Genomic DNA, 22873 nt, shown 5'->3' with positions numbered 1-22873 from the left:
CCTCAATATATACATAATACATACTAAAGGAAAAAAATGGTGATATGATGACGAATTTTGAAAGGTTACAGAAAGTGATTGCACAGAGTGGACTAACTTCACGAAGAAAAGCAGAAGATTTAATACTTGATGGAAGAGTTAAAGTCAATAACAAGGTGATTACAAGATTAGGTACAAAAGTTTCTCAAAAAGATGAGATTACCGTTGATGAAATCCCCCTAGAAAAAGAAAAGCTCGTCTATTATGTTTTATATAAACCTAGAGGATATATTACATCAGTTAAGGATGATAAAGATAGAGAGACGGTTATTGATTTAATGGAAAGTATTCCTGAACGAATTTTTCCGATCGGTCGTTTAGATTATAATACGTCCGGTGTCTTATTACTAACCAATGATGGTGATTTTGCTCATCTTTTAATGCATCCCAAACATGAAATTGAGAAAGTGTATATAGCTAAAATTAAGGGTATACCAAAGAAAGAATCATTAAATCAATTAGTAAAAGGTGTGAAGGATAAAAACGATTTATTAAAGGCTGTTAATTATAAAGTTATTTCCGTAGATAAAAGAAAACAAACAATGGTTTTGGAGTTAGTGCTATATGAAGGGAAAAACAGACATATTAGAAGGATGATGGAGCAAATTGGACATCCTGTTACAAAATTAAAAAGAGAAAAATACGGCCCAATCACTGTACATCAGCTACAGCCAGGTAAATATCGACATTTAACAAGGCAAGAAATTCATCAATTAACGACACTAGCTAGTAAAAATGTTAAACAATAGACAAATATTACAATCTAATAAATGTTATAATGTGTTTTGGGAGTGATCAACATGGTTCTAGATGAAGCACGAAAAAACAAACAGAATAAAATGAAAAAACGTTTTATTTTTAGAACGATTGTATTAGCAATATTACTTGCGGCCGTCGTGTTTGCATTAGTAACGAATCTAAATAAAGATAAGGAAATTTATCAAGTCGGGGATAAAGCACCTGATTTTGAGTTAGTTCAGATAAATAAGAATAATGACGTGGAAAAAATTCGCCTAAGTGATTTTGAAGGTAAAGGTGTAATGTTGAATTTTTGGGCAACATATTGCAAACCATGTGAAGCTGAGATGCCTTATATGGAGGAATTGTATCCAAAATATAAAGATGATGTAGAAATTGTTACAGTTAACCTTGATACAAGTGAACTAGTAATACACCAATTTATCGATAAATACGATTTAACTTTTCCAGTTGTTCACGATACAAAAAGCGAAGTAATGGATTTATACAGTGTGGGTCCTATACCTAGTACTTTTTTCATTAATCCAGAAGGTGAAATTGTAGAGAGAGTTGCAGGTGCTTTAACACTTGATACGTTAGAAGAGCACTTTAAAGAAATACAACCATAGTATTTGATATTCTAATAGTGAGGGATTTAGATGGACAAGCTTAAGTGTGAATGCGGACACGTGAACCCTGAGGGCACCATTCTTTGTGAGTCATGTGGTAAACCGATTGAAGGAAACCAACATATAGATGGAAATGATAAAACTAAGCTGCTTAATATGCGCTATGATGGAACAGCAAGAAGATCACAAACATATAATCGGACAATTGTCGATAAGATATGGAATTTTTTCTCATCTGTGAAGGTGGGAGTAATGCTGATCGTTATCGCACTAATAGCCTCGGGAATTGGAACAATATTTCCTCAAGAACAGTTTATTCCGCCTGAAGCCGAGAACCGTGATCCGGCTGTTTTTTATGAAGATTGGTATGGACTTATAGGGAAAATTTATTATCAACTTGGATTTCATGAATTATACAGTTCCTGGTGGTATATGATTTTAATTGCTCTTATTGGAATATCACTAGTCATCTGTAGTATTGATCGCTTTGTCCCGTTGTATCGAGCATTAAAAATACAGCAACCTAAACGGCATAATTCATTTTTAAGCAGACAACGACTTTACAGTAATACGGCAGTTGTATCAAAAGAAGAGAAAGAAACATTAGTAAGCAGACTAAAAAAACAACGATACAATATTGTGAATAAAGATGGAAATATATTAGCTGAAAAAAATAGATTTTCTCGTTGGGGTCCTTATGTAAACCATATTGGATTGATTATCATTCTTATTGCAGCTATTCTTCGAATGACTCCATTTTTTTATTTAGATGAATATGTTTGGGTGAGAGAAGGAGAACAAAAAGTTATCCCTGGAACAAATAATGAATATTACATTGAAAATAAACGTTTTTTATTAGAAGTATATGAGGAAGATGATGAACGTTATAAAGATGCAATGGAAAGAATGGGGGAACAAGTACATAAAAATTATCAAACAGATTTAATAATCTATAAAACGGTAGGCGAAACAGTTGTTGGTAAGGAACCAGAGTTGGAGAAAGTTACAGAGAGCTCCATCCAATTAAATGCTCCATTGAAAATAGACGGTTATACATTATACCAGTCTGGTTTCCAGGAAAATGAATTTTCAAAAATGAAATTTAAACTATATGAAACAGCAGATGAAGACCAGAATTCTCTAGGTGAAATAACAGTTGATTTAACATCGCCTGATGAGACTTATGAACTTGAAAATGGTATAAAGATCCAGGTAAGTCAATACTATCCGGATTATGTTTTGGAAGATGGAGAGCCGCGCTCAGTTTCTAAGTTTCCAAGAAATCCGGCATTTGTTTTTAATGTCTTCCCTCCAGATGAAGAAAAAGGAGAGATTAGTTTCGTAGGAATAGGTAAAAATATAGATGCTACTGGCGAAAATAAATATAAACTAGGCATCGTAGATTTTGAAATGCGCTATGCTAGTGGGATCACTGTTCGTCAAGATTATACATTACCGTTTTTTATTCTTGGTGCAGCTATTTTTATGATCGGGGTAATCCAAGGAATGTACTGGCAACATCGTAGAATATGGATTAATCCACAAGGTGAAGGTATATTACTTGCCGCACATACAAATAAAAACTGGTTCGGTCTGAAAAAAGATATTGAAAAAGCAATAGCCGGAACGAATATTCAAATGGTCATTGACCAAGAAGAAGAAAAAGAGGTATAGGAGGTTTATTTATGAGTGATTTAACAAGTATTAGCAGTACAGCACTTTATACTGCTTTTATTGTTTATTTAATTGCCACTGTGTTCTTTGGTGCAACAATTAAAGATAAAAGAACTACAGATATGTCGAAAAAAGGAATCGCTGGGACAATCGCAATTACATTGACGATAATTGGTTTTATCGCCCAACTTATTTACTTTTTTACACGTTGGGCGGCAGGAGGACATGCTCCTGTTAGTAATATGTTTGAATTTGTAACATTTTTAGGAATGAGTTTAGTTCTAGCTTTTATTATCATTTATTTTATTTATAAGCTAAGTGTTTTAGGTTTGTTTGCACTCCCAATAGCCATGTTAATCATTGCGTATGCAAGTATGTTCCCAACTGAAATCTCACCATTAGTACCGTCTTTACAGAGTCATTGGTTGTTTATTCATGTTATTACGGTATCTCTTTCGCAAGGAGTTTTGGCTGTTAGCTTTGTAGCGGGATTAATTTATTTAATTAAAACAATTGATCAATCTGTTTTTAGTAAGAAAACATTTGGACTAGAGTTCATATTATTTACATTAATACTAATGCTTGGTTTCGTTGCTTCTTCAGTAACTTTTAACTTTTTAGACTATCATGCTGAAATTCAGTATGAGGAACCGAATTACGAAAAGTTCAAGGATGAAACTCGTGTAAATATAAAACCTGAAGAAATTGCAGTATATAATAAACCTGCAATTGTTGGACCTAAACATGGTGTTATGCTAACAGAGGATAAGATGAAACCTATTATCCATATTCCAGAATGGATGAAAGGAAAGGATGCGGCAACAAAATTAAATACGGTCATTTGGTCTATTCTATCCGGTACAATAATTTATGGTATAATTCGTCTTGTCATTCGAAAAAGAATTGGGGCTTGGGTTCAACCATTTTTGAAAAATGTGAGACCTAACCTCGTTGACGAAATCATGTACCGCTCGGTGGCGATCGGGTTTCCGCTATTCACGTTAGGGGGGCTTATCTTCGCCGCAATATGGGCGCAAATTGCTTGGGACAGATTTTGGGGATGGGATCCTAAAGAAGTATGGGCGTTAATTACATGGTTCTTTTATGCTGCTTTCTTGCATTTACGCCTGTCGCGAGGATGGCACGGAGAGAAATCTGCTTGGCTTGCGGTCATAGGATTCGCCATTATTATGTTCAATATTATTGTAGTTAACCTAGTGCTTGCAGGATTGCACTCTTATGCATAGCCTGAGAGAGTAACTAAAATTTATACATTTTAACTATATTCGTTTATACTAGAGTTAGATGGGTAAAAGAGGAGGCTGCTTCTTATGGATGATAATAAAACAGTGTTAGTTGTTGATGATGAAGAAAGAATTAGAAGATTAATTCGCATGTATTTAGAACGAGATAATTTTATTGTTGAAGAAGCTGAGAATGGTAGAGAAGCGTTAGATCTAGCACTTGAAAATAATTATGATGTCATTCTTTTAGATATAATGATGCCTGAAATGGATGGTATTGAAGTTTGTAAAGAATTAAGAAAAGAAAAGATGACTCCTGTAATTATGTTAACTGCAAAAGGAGAAGAATCAAATCGTGTACAAGGGTTTGAAGTGGGTGCAGATGATTATATTGTTAAACCATTTAGTCCTAGAGAAGTAGTATTACGCGTGAAAGCAGTTTTACGTAGGACGAGTAGTTCTAATCTTCAAGATGACTCTAGTTCTTCTAATAATTTAATCGTATTTCCACACTTAACGATTGATCTTGATGCATATAGAGTGACTTCAAACGATCAGGAAATACAGCTTACACCAAAAGAGTATGAGCTACTTGTATTCTTAGCGCAATCACCTGATAAAGTATACAAACGTGAAGATCTTTTAAAAGAAGTTTGGCAATATGAATTTTTTGGCGACTTAAGAACTGTCGATACACATGTAAAACGATTACGTGAGAAACTAACAAATGTTTCGAAAGAAGCCGCTAAAATGATTGTTACGGTGTGGGGTATCGGGTATAAATTAGAGGTTGAGAATAAATAATGTTTTGGCGTAGTGTAGTAGGTAAACTAGCAATAACTATTTTATTGCTAGTTTCTTTTGTATTATTTATCCTCACCATTTTATTGTTAGAGTTTTTTGAAGGATTTCACGTACAGGAAGCGGAAAAAGCACTAGTTCAATCCGCATCAAAAATTTCGCTGGTAGTAGAAGAACATGATGAAAAGTCTCTGATTCGAGAAATGGTCGAAAGTGTAAAGGATCCGACTAGTAGAGTTATCATTTATTTTGAAGATGGAGAAATATGGGCTTCAAATACGACGAATAATCATTTGTTAAATTTGGATGCGATTTCCCCTGAAAATAATCCTGATTTAAAGCAAGTAGTAGAGGAACATAGAACATATAACGAGAAAATGACTGTTTTAGAAGACGAAGCTGAAATAATGGTAATCGGTATACCGATCGATAAAAAAGGCGGAGCTATATTCGTTTTTCAATCATTGGACGTTATTAATCAAACAAAAGCGGAAACGACTAAAATTATTTTTGTCGCCGCTGCAATTGCGATTGTATTGACGACAATTTTTGCATTTTTCCTTTCAACAAGAATTACCGCTCCGCTCATTCGTATGAGAGAAGCAGCTATTGATTTGGCTAAAGGTCAGTTTAATACGAAAGTCCCAGTTGTAACCCATGATGAGATAGGTGAACTGGCGATTGCATTCAACCGAATGGGAAAACAGTTGAACTTTCATATTGACGCTTTAAGGCATGAGAAAGAGCAACTTTCAAGTATTGTAAATTCTATGGCTGATGGAGTGATCACATTAACAAGGGAAGGAAGAATTATTGTTATTAATCCACCCGCCAAAAAATTTATCGAGGATTGGAATTTTGAAAATAATATTTTAACGACGGATGAATCTGAAAATCAGCTTCCACACGAGGTTAAATCAATATTACAAAAGGTAATTAAAGAAGAAAAAGAAGTTTTACAGGAGTTGAATCTCCAAGGGAGAGATTGGGTGATGATCATGACTCCTCTCTATGATAAATCGTATATTCGTGGTGCAGTTGCAGTAATAAGGGATATGACGGAAGAACGTCAAATTGATAAATTAAGAAAAGACTTTATTTCTAATGTTTCTCACGAGCTTCGCACACCAATTGCACTATTGCAAGGATATAGTGAGGCAATTGTTGATGATATCGCTGAGTCAAAGGAAGAAAAAAATGAGTTAGCTAAAATAATTCATGAAGAATCTCTTCGGATGGGGCGGCTCGTAAATGAGTTGTTAGATATTGGTCGGATGGAAGCGGGACATATAGAATTAAATTTAGAAACTATCGATGCTGAACAGTTTACCAGTCGAATTTACAAAAAGTTTATTGGTATGGCGGAAGAATATAATATTGAATTACGTTTGACAAAAGAGATCGAAAAGAATATGATTACAATTGACCAAGATCGAATTGAGCAAGTTTGTACCAACTTAATCGACAATGCACTTGGTCATACGAAGCCGGGAGGGTATGTACATATCCTCGTACGTTCTCAAGACCAACATTTTTATGTTGAAGTTGAAGATAATGGTTCTGGAATTCCTGAAGAAGATCTTTCATTTATATTTGAAAGATTTTATAAAGCAGATAAATCACGAACACGTAATGACAAGAAAAAAGGTACTGGACTAGGACTTGCGATTGCCAAACATATTGTATCTGCGCATAAAGGAATCATTTCAGTTAAAAGTAAGGTGAATGAAGGAACAACATTTAGTTTTAAAATTCCACAGTAATAATGATAAAATTTGATAGGAGACTTTGGTGTGTATACATATCGTATACTTAAATGGGAATCTAGTGAAAATCTAGAACTGTCCTCGCAACTGTAAGTAATGACGAACTAGGCGTAAAACCACTGTACATGTACGGGAAGGTGCCTAAAGTAGGATGAATTACAAGTCAGTAGACCTGCCAAATTCTTCAAATTTCATTGAAGCTTCGGGGGTAAGGCATCAATCTATATTCATTATTTACATGCAAACCCTCTTGGTGTTTGCATTTTTTATTTTTCAGAGGTTATTTTCAACGATAGGTCTTGTCACAACTTCCATAAATTGTCCAATAGTTGTAACTTGTCTACATTTCGTAGTATTTAAATTTTCACTACTGCACAGTATCCTTCTACTACAAAGTAGATACCAAAATTTACAACACTTTTATGATAAGGAGAATGAAATGATGAAAAAATGGATGTTATCTTTATTTACTATTTTCTCAGCGCTTATATTGGCTGTTGGATGTTCTAATGATCCAGCAACACCTACTCAAGAGGAATCAACAGAAGCGACTCCAGAAACAACAGAAGTACAAGAAGAAGTTATTACAGTAACCATTTCCAAAGATGAAGGGGAAGAAGTACTGTCAGAAAAAGAAATAGCAATTGAAGAAAATGATATCTTAATGGATGTTATGAAAGAAAATTATGATATTGAAGAAGATAATGGATTTATTACTTCCATTGATGGGGTTGCTCCAGAAGAAGGAGAAGAGAAAGCATGGATGTATTTTGTGAATGATGAAATGGCAATGGTTGGTGCAGCAGAATATGAATTAAAAGCTGGATACAAAATAGTTTTCGATTTACAAGCATGGGAATAATAGTTTGAACACGTATAAATTAACCTTATTAGCTATTTTTGCTGCACTCGGCATAGTGGGTCGTGCTGTTGTAGTTTTTATACCAAATGTTCAACCAGTCACAGCACTAATTATTATCTGTGGAATATTACTTGGTCCCGTTTCGGCTCTATTGTTGTCGTTAATTGTAACGTTCCTTTCGAATATGCTGTTAGGAATGGGAATCTGGACAGTATGGCAAATTGTCACTTGGGGATTAATTGGTATTATTTGCGGATTACTTGGAAAGGTATTTAAAAAAATACATACTGTCGTTATCGTATTAATTGGGATAATTAGTGGCTACTTCTATGGATTTATTATTTCACTAACGACCTACCAGGTTACAGGGAAGTTTTGGCCATATTATATTTTAGGATTACCGTTTGATACATACCATGCAATTGGAAATGCAGTTTTTATTATCTTATTATATCCGATAATAACTCATCTTTTAAGAAAATATGCAAATGATCGCTTTTGTATTCAACAACAAATTTAATGAATACTATATATAAATGATTAACCCGAATAATGGATTATGCTTACAAAGTCCTTATTTGGGATTTTTTTATTATAAAGAACAGTTATTTATTTCAGATTAGCCATTCTTATAGTAGAATTGAATTAGAAAAGGGGTGCTTAGTTATTGTTTCAACATGTATTATTAACTTGTCAAAATAAAATGCAAAAAGAGCGTTCAATTTCAGCAGTATATTATTTACTGCAAGGAAAACAATCTATTCAAACGATTCAAGATGCTCAGTTATTTAGGCTAACCGAATATTTTGGTGTTTATAAGAATCTTACTAAACGTCGTTTTTTTATGTTTGTAAATAAACTTGTGGAACAAAAGCTACTTCAACCCTCAAGAAATACAAATTTTTATTACATAACAGACAAAGGGAAAAAAAGATTTGCTCAATCTGCAAATAACCTGGCGTATTTGTCCGGTTTTCGTTTTCGACAATTTGATCAAACTTTCTTTTGTAGGTTGTTATTATTAATTCAAGTATTAACAAATAGCAAAAAGAGAAATTTTACTTACATACCTATTATCGAAAATATAGATATCGAAAATTGGGTAAAAATATATTATCAACATGTAAAAGAAGATATTGATAACTATTTAAATAGATTATATGATGAGCTTACGACTATATTGAAACAACTACCTTTAAACCATCCATCTATATTTTTGGATCAAATTACTAGTTATCATATCGTTGGTCTTACAGAGACTCAAACTGCTAAGAAACTACAAATGAATGAAGAAGATATCCACCTTATCACTACAAATGTTATTCATTTGATGTTAGCGACAATTATAAATCAACAACAGAAATATCCATATCTTTATTCAATTGGCAAAGATTTATTTTCACAAATAATACTAACGCAATCAGCAGATAGAACTCGCAAATTATTGGAGCAACAATTTACAATTGAAGAAATTGCCCAAATCCGTCATTTGAAAATAAACACTATTTATGATCATGTTGTTGAAATTGCTTTATCCGACCAAAACTTTTCTTTAATTCCGTATATCTCCGAGATCGATCAACAAGAAATTATTCAAACGATTAGACGTATAAAGTCCTATAAATTAAAAGATATAAAAGAAGCTGTTAATGAAAATATTAGTTATTTTCAAATTCGTCTTGTTTTAACACAAGTAAATAATTTTAATAGTGGAAGTGTTATCGATGGATCAAAACGATAAAGATTTACATACTTATTTGCGAAAAGTTTTTAAGCATGACAATTTTCAAGAGGGGCAAAAGGAAATTATTACGGATATTTTAAAAGGAAATGATGTTTTAGGAATTTTAAGAACAGGTTCTGGGAAATCACTTTGTTATCAGTTACCTGCAATCATGCTCCCAGGGGTAACTATTGTAGTCTCACCACTCATTTCTTTAATGATTGATCAAGTAAGGCAAGTTAAATCTTATTACTATAAAGAGGTTGTGGCAATACATAGTTTTCAAAATAAAGAAGAACGTAGAAGGATTTTATCCCGATTATCATATTATAAACTTATATATGTTTCACCAGAACTTCTGCAACAGGAAGAATTTATTAGAAAGTTGCAAAAAACCGAAGTGAGTTTAGTTGTAATTGATGAAGCGCATTGTATTTCCCAATGGGGTCATGATTTTAGACCAGACTATTTACGATTAACCAATGTAATACAAGGTCTAGGAAACCCACCAATTTTAGCATTAACAGGTACAGCAACTCCAGAAGTACAACAGGATATTATAATCAGTTTGGATCGTCAAGAGATGAAACGTCATATTTATCCAATGGACAGGGAAAATATTTCTTTGTTGCTTTATCGTGTAAATGGATCCGAAGATGATAAACTAAACCATTTAAGTTCACTTATTTCAACTTATCAACAACCTACAATTGTTTATTTTTCCAGCAGAAAATTAACTGAAAAAATAGCTTCGATACTGTCGCAAAGAATTCAAGATAAAAAAATTGCTTATTACCATGGAGGTATGGAAAACAATGATCGACTAAAAATTCAACAACAATTTATGAATGAACAATTAGATGTCATTTGTTGTACAAGTGCATTTGGAATGGGAATTAATAAAACAAATATTCGGATTGTCATTCACTATCATCTACCGACACAAATTGAATCCTATATTCAAGAGATTGGGAGAGCCGGAAGAGATGGAAAAGAAAGTCTAAGTATACTTTTATATAAGGAAGGGGATATTCATGTTCCGTTACAAATAATTGAAAATGAACTGCCTACAAATAATGAAATTGCTTTTGTAATGAATCAGCTTTATTTACTTTATCAAAAGGGGAAAACGATTATCCCCACTAGTGACGATAAGCTAGAAGAAATTTTTCAACTACCTATCATTAAATGGAGATTTTTACACTATCAATTTGAATCACATGGTATGATAAAAGAGAATATGATTCAATTTGATAATAAATACTGGCAGGAAATATTTCAAAAAATTAATCGTTTTTGTATAATAAGAAGAAATTTAAAATATGAACGTTTGGAAGAGCTGATTAATTGGTTGAAGTCGAAAGATTGTCTCCGAAAAGAACTATATAAGAGTTTTCAACATAAAGTTCCCAAAAAAGATACGCAATGTTGTAGTAATTGTGGTTTTTCATTTGAAGAATGGGAAAAATCACTTAATCCGATTAAAAAGGAAAAAATAAATAATTTATCTTGGCAACATCAATTGGCAGATTTATTATTAATAGGGGAATGATATGAAACAATCAGAAATTATAAAAAACATGTCCGCTGAAGAAGTTAAGAATCAATTACTATTAACACAAAGCTGCTTTTTTTTACTTAGTATTTTTTTAAGTTATTTTTTATTTGATCATATTGCAGATTGGTTTCTTTATTTTTCGGTAGATGGGAAAGCGATATTACTTTTTGGTATATTTTCGGCGATAATAATTGTCGTAATCGAGATAGTTTTGTATCTGTTTTTACCTAGTCGTTACTTTGATGACGGTGGTATCAATGAAAAAGTTTTCAAAAATCAATCGATCGGAAACATATTTCTCATTGCCATTGTTGTTGCGATTTCAGAAGAATTTCTGTTTCGAGGAGTAATTCAAACATCATTTGGCTATATATTTGCTAGCGCTTTATTCGTCCTCGTTCATTTTCGTTATCTAAAAAAACCTGTTCTTTTAGTTTTAGTTATCATAATTAGTTTCTATCTTGGGTATGTTTTTGAATTAACGAAAAACTTATATGTAGTTATTGCATTTCATTTTGTTGTCGATTTTTTACTTGGACTATTTATGAAATATAAAAAGTGAGGTGCTTTCTTTTGAAACTTGACCATGAGGAAAATCAGGCGGAAAAATTATCTCAATTATTTGCTGAAGTGGTAAATCAATCGGAAGAAAATAAAGCTAATGAGACGAAAGACTCGACAGATGATTTTATCGAAGTCGACGTATTAAATCTCCCTCCAAGGAGTGAGGTACATAAAACACCGAAACGAAAGTTATATATTCATTTAGGTTCTCCTTTTACAAGGTTGCTAAGTGTATTATTAATTTTAGTTATTATTATCGGTATTATCTATATTATTGCAGGGGAACAAATTCTTTTATTTTTCAGTTAACCCGGAATGGGGGCTTTAAAATTGTTCGTCGTTTATTTGACTATTTTATTTATTAGTGTAAGTTTCTTAGGCTATATGTGTTTTAAAGCCCACAACGATCATATTGTCTATGAATCAATAGTACTTCAAGAAATCCCGGACTCATTTAGAGGTTTTAATATTTTTTTCATATCAGATATACACAGAAGAAGAATTAAAGAGTCTACGATTGAAAAAATTAATCAACCTATCAACCTCATTATTATTGGAGGAGACTTAATTGAACGTGGCGTACCTTTAGAAAGAATGCGACAAAATATCATTAAACTGAAAAAGTTGAGGGCTCCCATATATTTTGTCTGGGGGAACAATGATTTTGAAACAAATATAAATAAAATGAAACATATTTTAGAGAAAGAAAATGTGATAATTTTAGAAGATACAATAGTTCCTGTTTACAAAGGTAATGAAAAAATAAATCTGATTGGATTAAAATATTATGAAGACCAATATGTGGAACATTCAGTTAATTGGAATGAGTTAAAAGATAATTTCACAATGTTGTGTACACATAAGCCTAGCGCTTTTTATGAATTAAATGAAGCAGTTAAAAAACAAATTAATGTGATTTTCGCCGGTCATACTCACGGTGGACAAATTAGGATCTTTGGTTTTGGATTTTATAAAAAAGGAGGCACATTTTCGTATCAAGGTTCAACAGTTATTATTTCAGAAGGATATGGGTACACGATGCTACCATTACGTTTAGGAACTAGAGCTGAATGCCATGTAGTTTCTTTACAATAAAATAGTACGATTGCTTCATCCGGTCATATACTACTATAGTAGAGAGTTTAAAAAAATGATATTATGAAATAAAGAATAAATAAATTATAAATAGGTTAGGAGTGGACACGTTGAAAATAGCTGTCCTTTATGGTGGGGTTTCAAAAGAGCGAGATGTTTCTATTTCATCAAGTAAGGGAATAATAGACGCATTAAAAGCAAATGGTCATGAAGTAATTGGAATTGACTTTCATCCCGATCGTTTACATGAAATAATTGAATTAAACGTTGACTTAGTTTTTATTGGTCTTCATGGTAAGTTTGGAGAAGATGGATCTATACAAGGGTTGTTAGATATGTTAAATATTCCTTATGTAGGATCTGGAGTAATGGCCTCAGCTGTTGCAATGGATAAATTCAAAGCAAAGCAGTTATTTAAAGTTGTAAATATACCAATTGCAAAAGGTGAGCGATATCGAATAACCGATCAAACAAATATAAATGATCTTGTTGAAAAAATTCATCGTAATTTTGAGTTACCGTTTGTTGTGAAACCAAATCGCGAAGGGTCAACACTCGGTCTTACGATTGTAATCAATAAAGAACAGACAGAACAGGCAATTAAAAAAGCTGTTCAAAGTGATGAGTTTATTTTAGTTGAACAATTTATCAAAGGAAAAGAGTTAACCGTTCCTGTATTGGGAAAAATGAATGAGGAAATTGCTTTACCGATTATTGAAATCATCCCCAAAAATGAATTGTATGATTATGAATCAAAATATGCTGAAGGTGGCAGTGAACATATAATTCCTGCACAAATTAGTGAGGAGCTTACAACAAAAATAAAAAATTTTGCGGTCAAGGCACATCAAGTGTTAGGTTGTGAAACATACTCCAGAGCAGATTTTTTATTAACAGATGAAGGAGTACCGTATATATTAGAAGTGAATACTTTACCTGGTATGACACCGACGAGTCTTTTTCCTGATTCTGCACGCACAAACAATATTTCTTATAATGAAATGATTGAGACTCTAGTACAATTAACAGTCAATTAAATTGTAGTCCATTACCTTTTGGCTGATAAATCAATCGTTTCAAGTAATTTTCAATTGCATAATTGACTTAAAGGTGTATACTAATCACAAAGAACAGCTATTATTTACATTTATATGTAATTCATAGGAGGTAAACTAATGCTAGCCGATAAAGCAGCAGATTCCAGTAAAGAAGAAAACGAAAAAACGAATATTTTAACATCGACAAGGACTGTTGTAAAAGAAGCTTTGGATAAGTTAGGTTATCCAAATGAAGTTTATGAACTATTAAAAGATTCTCTCCGAATGCTAAAGGTAAGAATTCCTGTACGTATGGATGATGGTTCAGTTAAAGTGTTTACCGGATTTCGAGCGCAACATAATGATGCAGTTGGACCTACAAAAGGTGGGGTTAGGTTTCACCCTGATGTGACTGAAACAGAAGTAAATGCATTAGCGATTTGGATGAGTTTAAAAGCAGGTATTGTAGATTTACCTTATGGTGGTGGTAAAGGTGGTATTATTTGTGATCCACGTGAAATGTCATTCCGAGAACTCGAAAATTTAAGTAGAGGGTATGTCCGGGCAATTAGCCAATTTGTTGGGCCAACGAAAGATATACCTGCCCCTGATGTTTTTACAAATTCACAAATAATGGCGTGGATGATGGATGAGTATAGCCGAATTGACGAATTCAATAATCCTGGTTTTATTACTGGAAAACCAATAGTCCTGGGTGGTTCGCATGGTCGAGAATCTGCTACAGCTAAAGGTGTAACAATTTGCATTGAAGAAGCTGCTAAAAAACGTGGTTTTGAGCTAGAAGGATCAAGAATTGTCGTTCAAGGTTTCGGAAATGCGGGAAGCTTTTTATCAAAATTCCTTCATGAAGCCGGCGCAAAAGTAGTTGGTATCTCTGATGCTTATGGTGCCTTGCACGATCCAGAAGGTTTGGATATTGATTACCTTTTAGATCGTCGTGATAGTTTTGGAACTGTCACTACGCTATTTAAAGATACGATAACTAACGAAGAGTTACTTGAGTTAGATTGCGATATATTAGTACCGGCTGCGGTCCAAAATCAAATTACAGAAAAAAATGCTCATCATATTAAAGCGGATATTATCGTCGAAGCAGCCAATGGACCGACCACAATGGAAGCTACTAAAATATTGACAGAGCGTGGAAAATTACTTGTACCAGATGTTTTGGCTTCTTCAGGCGGTGTAACTGTTTCATACTTTGAATGGGTTCAAAATAATCAAGGATATTACTGGCCAGAAGAGGAAGTAGAAGCAAAGTTGTATGAAGTGATGAAAAAATCATTTGATACAATTTATAATACTGCCCAAACTAGAAATGTAAATATGCGTTTAGCTGCATACATGGTTGGAGTTAGAAAGATGGCAGAAGCATCTAGATATCGCGGTTGGATATGAAATATCAAACAGTTTGACCCCTACGAAAGAATAAGGGGTCTTTTTATAATGTTCTAAATTTTATATGTTACCAAAAACTGGAGATAAGAAGAGAAATCTTTTATGAATTACTTTGTTAAATTCATATCCATTTTTGTTTTTGTTCTTAATTTAAGTGGGGAAAAGTTAATAGTTATTAATAAAATTACAAAAGAGTTGGTTATAAAAAATCTAATAATTTGTTTGTTAATAATTGTATTATTTTATTCTATATAAGAAAAGTTAATATAAGCTAAACCAAAGAAGCGGTTAGATACAAAAGATAAATTTTATATAAAGGGGAGCTACGGGTGATAGAACATACGATAATCGTTGGAGCTGGTCCATGTGGTCTTTCATGTGCACTTGAATTACAACGATATAACATAAGACCGCTTATAATAGAAAAAGGAAATATTGTCGAAACAATTTATCGATTTCCAACCCATCAAACCTTTTTCAGTACAAGTAAGAATTTGGAGATCGGCGACTTTCCTTTTATTACTGACAAGTTTAAACCTGTACGAAATGAAGCTTTAGCGTATTACCGGGAAGTTGTTAAGCGTAACAAGCTTCGAATACATCCTTTTGAAGCGGTTAGGAATATTATAAAAAAAGATGAACTGTTTTATCTTTATACAAATAAAAACGGTGAAGAAATACAATATATTGCAAAACATGTTATCATTGCAACAGGTTATTATGATCAGCCTCAATATTTAAACATACCAGGAGAAAACCTCCCTAAAGTTATGCATTATTTTAAAGAAGGCCACCCATATTATAATACAGATGTTGTAATTATTGGTGGGAAAAATTCAGCAGTAGATGCTGCACTAGCTCTTTATAAGGCGGGAGCAAATATAACCGTTCTTTACCGTGGTTCAACGTATTCAAAAAGTATTAAACCTTGGATTTTACCAGATTTTGATTCGCTTATCCAAAAAGGTCGAATCTCCATGGAGTTTCATGCAATTGTGACCGAAATAACTGAAAATAACGTAATATACCGTGTTAACAATGAAGTAAAATATATCAAAAACGATTTTGTATTTGCGATGACGGGGTATCAACCGAATATTTCTTTTTTTAAAAAGATTGGTGTGAATGTAGATAATACAACAGGTAAACCTGAAAAGGATGAAAATACATTTGAAACAAACATTCCTAATTTGTATGTTGCTGGAGTAATAATTTCCGGCTTTAATGGGAACGAAACATTTATCGAAAATGGTAGATGGCACGGAAAGGCAATTGCTGCGTCAATATTGAAGACAAATCATAAATAAATTATTAAAGGCTAGGACAAAAAGTGTTTTCGTCGTAGAAAATCCGACCGAATACAAACTTCTCTTGAAAAGAGTTTGTGTTATGGTGCGGATTTTTCTTTTTGTTGTTTTAAACGTATTTGCACAATAAAATCGAAAAGAACTAGTTATGAAGGGGAATCGGAAAATATCGTTGGCGTTTTACAAAAAAACCTACACGTTTGGCATGCATTGGTAGGTCAAAAACAGTTGTTGTTTGCCATGCTTGTATAGGTTTTGATCGTACCGCATTTTACAGTAAGAGGGTGGTGCAGATGCCACTCTACCAAGAAACGATAATCTCCTCACTCTCCTTCATACTCAATAATCTTTAAAGTGTTTTTAGTTTTAGCAAATTGTTTATCATTTTTCTTTTCTTTTTTATTTCTGGTAACAATACTATTCATGAGAGTAACGATTTGACAGTTTCTCCTTATGAGAATTAAACACTTCTTCTAAAGAAATGTTATACTTATTGGCGATTACAATTACGTTACCTAATACATCTCCTAACTCTTCTACCAAAGCCTTTCTATTGTTCATATATGAATCTGTTACTTCGTCTGGTCGATCCCTCCCAATCTCAAGGGCTCTTATAGCTCGTGCTACCTCCCCAGTTTCCTCCGCTAAAAAGCCAATACGAATAAAGATGTCTAGTTCAGACCAGCCTCTATTTTCATAATAATCATTTACCCATTGTTGAAATTCAGTTACATCCATTTCTTATCACTCCTACATTTCACTACTATAAAGTTTAACAAATCATCAAGACTTCTGTATAATATAAACGCTGAATCCGATAAGGGGGACGTCTTTATGAAAAGTATAGCTGTATTTTGTGGTTCTAGTACTGGAGCATCTAAATTATATATAGAAACTGCGAGAAAATTTGGTGAAGAACTAGTCAAACGTAATATTACACTAGTTTATGGTGGAGCGAGTGTTGGGGTAATGGGAGCAGTTGCGGATGCTGTCTTAGAAGATGATGGACAAGTCATTGGGATTATGCCTAGTTTCTTGGAGAAAAGAGAAATATCTCATAAAAGATTATCAGAATTGATTGTTGTTGATTCCATGCATGACAGAAAGGCTAAAATGGCAGAGCTGGCAGATGGTTTTGTCGCTTTACCAGGTGGACCAGGCACATTAGAGGAATTCTTTGAAATCTTTACCTGGGCTCAATTAGGCCTTCATCAAAAACCTTGTGGTCTTTTAAATGTTAATCATTACTTTGATCCTCTCGTTGAACTGTTTAATCATATGACCAAAGAACAATTTTTACACGAAAAATACCGTTCTATGGCACTTGTAGATGTAGAACCAAGTCAATTACTTGATAAGTTTGATTCTTATGAAGCCCCAACTGTAAAAACGTATCTTAATGAAAAACAGATTTAAAGCTTAACAACAGACCAAGCTACAAGCATAAAGTCTGTTGTTAATTAAACTAAACTTCTTCACTTAAGCTTTTAATTTTAAATTACATTAACACTAACATATCGAAATCTGTAAAATACACAATCGGAGCAATAGTTGATGGTCATAGGTATAGAATGATCAAACTTCTTTATAAAAACCAAACTTGAATTAGTCGGAAAAGAATCCATTTTGATCAATCTTTTTTCAAAACGGATTCTTTTTATTTATTGTAAAATGTGGGGGTGAGAGGTGTTTATGATCAAAGGCTTCTGTGATTTTCAGTAAGATTGCAGCCTCATCAGTTGATAAATTTATAAGCAGCCACTCTTCTAGATGAATAGATTTACCTTAGAGATTAATCATTCTCTAACTCGCTGTCCCCTTGTGCTTATGGTAAAGAATAGAGTTTAATCATTCCTCCAATTCGCAGTGCACTTGTGCTTACGAATGATAAAGGCAGTTATTCCCGTCCAATCAATCTTTATGATTTCCCAAGATCCTCTACGAATCGTACGGTTGCTTTATACTTTTCCACGTTACGACTGTTATGCCGAAAATAGTATAAGAATATCGAATCTTTTTTTGGCACGACATTTTTGCTTCATATTCATGATGGAGTAGAGAAAGTCACGTTAGGCTTCGCAGTACCTTATGCATATAATCAAAATCTAATGGTTGTCACAACTGATGCTTAATTCCAAAGACTTCTCTGTAAAAAGAAATCTTCAATCCATTGATTCGTCATATCGTTATCTAGCGGACACATTAATCCTTTTTTTCAGCTAGACCTCTAAGGCTAAGACCCTCATCAATACAGTTCAAAAATCTTTCGATAATGGTTCATACAAAAAAATCCTATATATAAATAATGTCATACTTTTTAGTGTACTCTTCAATTTACAGAGGGTATGGTCTGGTAAACAGCTTGTCATTTATTGGTTGGTACAAAAGATGCCACATGTTTTCATTAGCTGTAATCATGATTATTATCTAAAAATTTATAATAAAAGATTTTCAACATTCCATTTACTATTTTGAAAAAATGTTCTTATTAATGCATAAAAAGGATATTAAATCAAAAAATACAATTGGAACACTATTAATTAATTGGAGGAAAGAGAATGAACTATAAAAAAATCTCTCTCATACTTTCTTTAATGATAATTATTTATGTACCAAGTTTTAATCAAAAAAGTGTTGAGGCATTCAGTCCACAAGTTATCCAACATGGCGCAGTTGGTGATGATGTTATTGAATTACAGGCAAGGCTGAAACATATAGGTTTTTATACTGGACCAATTGATGGTGTATTTGATTGGCGTACATATTGGGCGCTACGTAATTTTCAATATGAATTTGGTATGGAAATTGATGGAATGGCCGGGCAAAAAACAAAAGAAAAGCTTGTAAAAGCTACAGAATATAATGAGCAAGAAGTAAAGCAAAACATGTACCAAACTCAAAAGCCAAAGCAAAATCAACAAAATAAGCAAAATCAACAAGCTCAAGGAGAACAAAAACAACAACCAAACCAACAACAGCAACAAACTCAGCAACCTGCAGAACAAACTCAGCAACCTGCACAACAAACAGGAGCAGTAAATGTTCCGCAAGGTTTTTCTCAGAATGATATTAAATTAATGGCGAATGCTGTTTACGGTGAAGCAAGAGGAGAGCCATATGAAGGACAAGTAGCTGTCGCCGCCGTTATTTTAAATAGAGTCAATAGTCCTACATTTCCAAATACAATTTCAGGTGTTATCTTTGAGCCAAGAGCATTTACAGCGGTTGCTGATGGTCAAATATATCTTACACCAAACGATACAGCAAGAAGAGCTGTATTGGATGCAATTAATGGATGGGATCCAACAAGTAATGCAACATATTATTTTAACCCTGAAACAGCGACATCACCTTGGATATGGACAAGACCTCAAATAAAACAAATTGGAAAACATATATTCTGTAAATAGAAAGGTTTGATATCATGATTCGATCAATATTAATAGCGGTTTTAGCCATTGGAATTGCGGGTGTTGGGTATTGGGGCTACAAAGAACATGAAGAGAAAAACGCTCTCTTAATTCAGGCCGAAAACTCATATCAACGATCGTTCCATGAACTTTCTTATCATATGGATTTACTTCATGATAAAATTGGAACATCTTTAGCTATGAATTCGGGTGAAAGGCTTTCTCCACAGTTTGTAGATATATGGCGACTATCTTCCCAAGCTTTAACAAATGTAGGTCAGTTACCACTTACTTTGTTACCATTTAATAAAACAGAAGAATTTTTATCTCAAATTGGAGACTTCACCTACCGAACCGCAATTCGAAATTTAGACGATGACCCTTTAAGTGATGATGAAATTAAAACATTAGAACAACTTTACAAACAAGCGGCGGATATTAAGGACGAACTTAGACAAGTACAATATACAACTTTAGAAAATAACTTGCGATGGATGGATGTTGAATTGGCACTTGCAACCCAAGAAGAACAATCCGATAATACGATTATCGATGGATTGAAAACTGTAGAGAAAAAGGTAACTGAATTTGCTGAAGGGGATGAAGGATCTGCTTTCATGGAAATCTCTACAAAAGATCATGAGTTTAAAAATGTATCAGGCGAGTGGAAAGATGAAGAGCAAATTCGGAATTTTAGTAAAGACTTATTTTCAATAAAAGATAATGTAAATATCGTTGTAACAAAATCCGGTGAAGGAGCAGATGTACCAATGTATTCTGTCTCTTATAAAGATGGTAAGAGTGTATATATGGATATTACACAAAAAGGAGCACATCCAATTCAAATCTTAGTAGACCGACCAATAGAAGATAAAAAATTATCTTTAAATGATGGATTAATTGAAGCGGAAAAATATTTAAAAAAATTTGATTATCAAAATATGATCCCATTACAAAGTCAACAGTTCGATAATGTCGGTGTATTTTCTTTTGTATATAGTCAAGATGACGTAAGAATTTACCCCGATTCAATGGTGTTAAAAGTGGCCTTAGACAATGGAGATATACTAGGTTTTAATGCGAAAAACTTTTTAATGAATCATAATAAAAGAAATATTCCAGACCCTAAGTTTACACTAGAAGAGGCAAGAGATATGGTAAACAATAATGTTGAGATCCAAGAGGAGCATTTAGCTTTAATTGAAAACGATCTTCATGAAGAAGTATTAACCTATGAATTTTTAGGAACGATGAATGATGAAACATATCGAATCTTTATAAATGCAGATAACGGAGCAGAAGAAAAAGTTGAGAAATTATCGGGAACTGAAACAAACTTTGAAGTTAACATGTAAAAGGATTGCTTTTAGCCAAGCATTTAGCAATCAATCGATTCAATCATGTTTTCTATAGCCTTCCATTTCACAAAGTAGTATGTCATAATATGTAATGAAAGTAGAACAAAGCACTTAGTTCATAGGTGACGGAAATGGAAGGAATAGGATTCAAGGTGATTCAAATACGATAAAAGATAAAAGATATGCTAGAGAATCCTTACGATGCAGAATAGTTGATAAAAGATGAGCAGTTTTTGTATGTAGATTATCCCATTACTATTAGATCAACAAAGAGTGATCCCTAACACCAAATAGATATTATTCTATTTTTTATACAGTTGCTGGAAAAGTATACGAGTTTTTGGCACCAATTAAACCATATAACCAATTAACTGTTCCTGCTTTAGCAATTCCTATTCCTAAGATAGAAGAAGTGAGAAGAATCCAGCGAGAGAATTTATACGAACAAAGACAAATGTTGATATTGCGATTCATTGTCTGAATAATTCTTTTAATCCTTTTACTTCTGTAACATATGATATAAGTGGTGGCGAACTGCAGTTATTATTCCGCCAGAAATAAGTATAAAATCAGTTAATAAATTAAAAGTTTATTTCGTTTTATAATGGGAAAACAATAAGTATAATTATATAAATTTATTCGTTATCAGCGTTTAGGAAATATTCGCATCATGTCAATAAAATATCACTTTGATCAACCAAATGATCGAGAAAAAATTATTCAATACTGTTTTTATACGTAAAGGAAAAAAAGAAAACAGGGCATTTTATAAATTAATCGTAAACTTGGCATTTTGCCAAGTTTTTTCATACAATAAGGTTACTTTCAGTGAAGTAGGGGGAACGATATGATGAGTGAGAAGATAAGAATCGCTATTGATGGACCAGCTGCAGCGGGAAAAAGTACTGTCGCTAAAAAAATTGCTCGAAAATTATCCATTGTGTATATAGATACAGGTGCAATGTATCGTGCATTCACGTTAAAAGCGATAGAGTGCGGGGTTGATCTAGAAGATGAAAATTCTTTAGTTGAATTACTATACGAGACAACAATTACTTTAAAAGAGAACGGAAAAGAACAAATAATCTTATTAGATGGGAAGGATGTTACAGAAGCTATTCGATCACAGGTCGTTTCCAATTCTGTTTCTCTTGTAGCAAAACATCCACTTATTCGTGAGGATATGGTGGAAAGACAAAGAAAGCTTGCGGAGAATAAAAGCGTTGTAATGGATGGGCGAGATATAGGAACGAATGTTTTACCTCATGCTGAAGTTAAAATATTTCTAATAGCTTCTGTAGAAGAAAGAGCGAAAAGAAGATATAGTGAAAACAAAAGAAGGGGAATTGCTTCTGATCTCGAACAATTAAAAGCAGAACTAAAAGAAAGAGACAACCGAGATATGAATCGGGAAACATCTCCATTAATTCAAGCAGAAGATGCAATTGCAATTGATACAACAGAGTTATCGATTGATCAAGTTGTAGCAGAAATTTTGAACGAAGTTAATCTTTTTCTTCATAAAAGCTAAGGTGATTTACTATAATTTCACTTGACAAATGAAATATATTATAAGAAGTTATTATCAAGATAGATTTCATGTTATACTATATGAAAAGGAAAATGTTAGTTTCTCTATAAATTGTTGT

21 protein-coding genes and 1 riboswitch are annotated in these 22873 nt (G+C 33.1%); of the genes, 20 read left to right on the top strand and 1 reads right to left on the bottom strand.

Going from position 1 to position 22873, the window contains the following annotated elements:
* Nucleotides 1-44: 44 nt before the first annotated feature.
* The 16 genes from SPD89_RS00440 (at nt 45) to SPD89_RS00365 (ending at nt 16456) form a co-directional block, all read left to right on the top strand.
* Nucleotides 45-788 carry a pseudouridine synthase gene (locus SPD89_RS00440; protein ID WP_336259974.1) on the top strand — a complete coding sequence of 248 codons (744 nt, stop codon included), beginning with the start codon at nt 45-47 and terminating at the stop codon, nt 786-788.
* A 51-nt stretch (nt 789-839) separates the two neighbouring features.
* Nucleotides 840-1406, top strand: a complete 567-nt coding sequence (gene resA, locus SPD89_RS00435; protein WP_336259973.1) for a thiol-disulfide oxidoreductase ResA — start codon at nt 840-842, stop codon at nt 1404-1406.
* Between the two features lie 30 nt (nt 1407-1436).
* Complete coding sequence (gene resB, locus SPD89_RS00430) at nt 1437-3080, top strand: cytochrome c biogenesis protein ResB (RefSeq protein ID WP_336259972.1); 1644 nt, start codon at nt 1437-1439, stop codon at nt 3078-3080.
* Nucleotides 3081-3091: 11 nt separating this feature from the next.
* Nucleotides 3092-4327: a cytochrome c biogenesis protein CcsA gene (ccsA, locus tag SPD89_RS00425; RefSeq protein ID WP_336259971.1), complete on the top strand. Its 1236-nt coding sequence runs from the start codon at nt 3092-3094 to the stop codon at nt 4325-4327.
* An 84-nt stretch (nt 4328-4411) separates the two neighbouring features.
* Nucleotides 4412-5128, top strand: a complete 717-nt coding sequence (locus SPD89_RS00420) for a response regulator transcription factor (RefSeq protein ID WP_336259970.1) — start codon at nt 4412-4414, stop codon at nt 5126-5128.
* Nucleotides 5128-6888, top strand: a complete 1761-nt coding sequence (locus SPD89_RS00415) for an ATP-binding protein (RefSeq protein ID WP_336259969.1) — start codon at nt 5128-5130, stop codon at nt 6886-6888. The genes SPD89_RS00420 and SPD89_RS00415 overlap by 1 nt, the downstream gene beginning before the upstream one ends.
* 9 nt (nt 6889-6897) lie before the next feature.
* Nucleotides 6898-7085: riboswitch (cobalamin riboswitch) on the top strand.
* A gap of 248 nt (nt 7086-7333) precedes the next feature.
* Entirely contained in the window at nt 7334-7753 is a 420-nt protein-coding gene (locus SPD89_RS00410; protein WP_336259968.1) for a DUF4430 domain-containing protein, read from the top strand.
* Between the two features lie 4 nt (nt 7754-7757).
* Complete coding sequence (locus SPD89_RS00405) at nt 7758-8273, top strand: ECF transporter S component (RefSeq protein ID WP_336259967.1); 516 nt, start codon at nt 7758-7760, stop codon at nt 8271-8273.
* A gap of 147 nt (nt 8274-8420) precedes the next feature.
* Nucleotides 8421-9494 (top strand): helix-turn-helix domain-containing protein, encoded by a 1074-nt coding sequence (locus SPD89_RS00400; RefSeq protein WP_336259966.1) that lies wholly within the window; start codon nt 8421-8423, stop codon nt 9492-9494.
* Nucleotides 9478-11028: a RecQ family ATP-dependent DNA helicase gene (locus SPD89_RS00395; protein WP_336259965.1), complete on the top strand. Its 1551-nt coding sequence runs from the start codon at nt 9478-9480 to the stop codon at nt 11026-11028. Before SPD89_RS00400 ends, SPD89_RS00395 begins: the two co-directional genes overlap by 17 nt.
* 1 nt (nt 11029) lies before the next feature.
* Nucleotides 11030-11596, top strand: coding sequence for a CPBP family intramembrane glutamic endopeptidase (locus SPD89_RS00390; protein WP_336259964.1), 567 nt, complete (start codon nt 11030-11032; stop codon nt 11594-11596).
* 11 nt (nt 11597-11607) lie between these two features.
* Nucleotides 11608-11907 carry a hypothetical protein gene (locus SPD89_RS00385; protein WP_336259963.1) on the top strand — a complete coding sequence of 100 codons (300 nt, stop codon included), beginning with the start codon at nt 11608-11610 and terminating at the stop codon, nt 11905-11907.
* 21 nt (nt 11908-11928) lie between these two features.
* Complete coding sequence (locus tag SPD89_RS00380; RefSeq protein ID WP_336259962.1) at nt 11929-12693, top strand: metallophosphoesterase; 765 nt, start codon at nt 11929-11931, stop codon at nt 12691-12693.
* Between the two features lie 110 nt (nt 12694-12803).
* Entirely contained in the window at nt 12804-13730 is a 927-nt protein-coding gene (locus SPD89_RS00375; protein WP_336259961.1) for a D-alanine--D-alanine ligase, read from the top strand.
* A gap of 138 nt (nt 13731-13868) precedes the next feature.
* Nucleotides 13869-15149, top strand: a complete 1281-nt coding sequence (locus SPD89_RS00370; RefSeq protein WP_336259960.1) for a Glu/Leu/Phe/Val family dehydrogenase — start codon at nt 13869-13871, stop codon at nt 15147-15149.
* 329 nt (nt 15150-15478) lie between these two features.
* Complete coding sequence (locus SPD89_RS00365) at nt 15479-16456, top strand: YpdA family putative bacillithiol disulfide reductase (protein ID WP_336259959.1); 978 nt, start codon at nt 15479-15481, stop codon at nt 16454-16456.
* Between the two features lie 417 nt (nt 16457-16873).
* Here SPD89_RS00365 and SPD89_RS00360 read toward each other — a convergent pair whose 3' ends face one another.
* Nucleotides 16874-17194, bottom strand: coding sequence for a MazG-like family protein (locus SPD89_RS00360; protein ID WP_336259958.1), 321 nt, complete (start codon nt 17192-17194; stop codon nt 16874-16876).
* A gap of 96 nt (nt 17195-17290) precedes the next feature.
* Here SPD89_RS00360 and SPD89_RS00355 point away from each other — a divergent pair, with 96 nt between their 5' ends.
* The 4 genes from SPD89_RS00355 to cmk all read left to right on the top strand — a co-directional run bounded on the left by SPD89_RS00355 (nt 17291) and on the right by cmk (nt 22755).
* Entirely contained in the window at nt 17291-17872 is a 582-nt protein-coding gene (locus tag SPD89_RS00355; protein ID WP_336259957.1) for a TIGR00730 family Rossman fold protein, read from the top strand.
* A 1142-nt stretch (nt 17873-19014) separates the two neighbouring features.
* Entirely contained in the window at nt 19015-19866 is an 852-nt protein-coding gene (gene sleB, locus SPD89_RS00350) for a spore cortex-lytic enzyme (RefSeq protein ID WP_336259956.1), read from the top strand.
* A 14-nt stretch (nt 19867-19880) separates the two neighbouring features.
* Nucleotides 19881-21221: a germination protein YpeB gene (gene ypeB, locus SPD89_RS00345; protein WP_336259955.1), complete on the top strand. Its 1341-nt coding sequence runs from the start codon at nt 19881-19883 to the stop codon at nt 21219-21221.
* An 853-nt stretch (nt 21222-22074) separates the two neighbouring features.
* Entirely contained in the window at nt 22075-22755 is a 681-nt protein-coding gene (gene cmk, locus SPD89_RS00340; protein WP_336259954.1) for a (d)CMP kinase, read from the top strand.
* Nucleotides 22756-22873 lie beyond the last annotated feature (118 nt).

The organism is Pseudogracilibacillus sp. SO30301A, assembly GCF_037072025.1.
Lineage (GTDB): Bacteria > Bacillota > Bacilli > Bacillales > Amphibacillaceae > Pseudogracilibacillus.
Note: the sequence above shows the minus strand (reverse complement) of the source record. Positions and strands in the feature narration are given on the sequence as shown.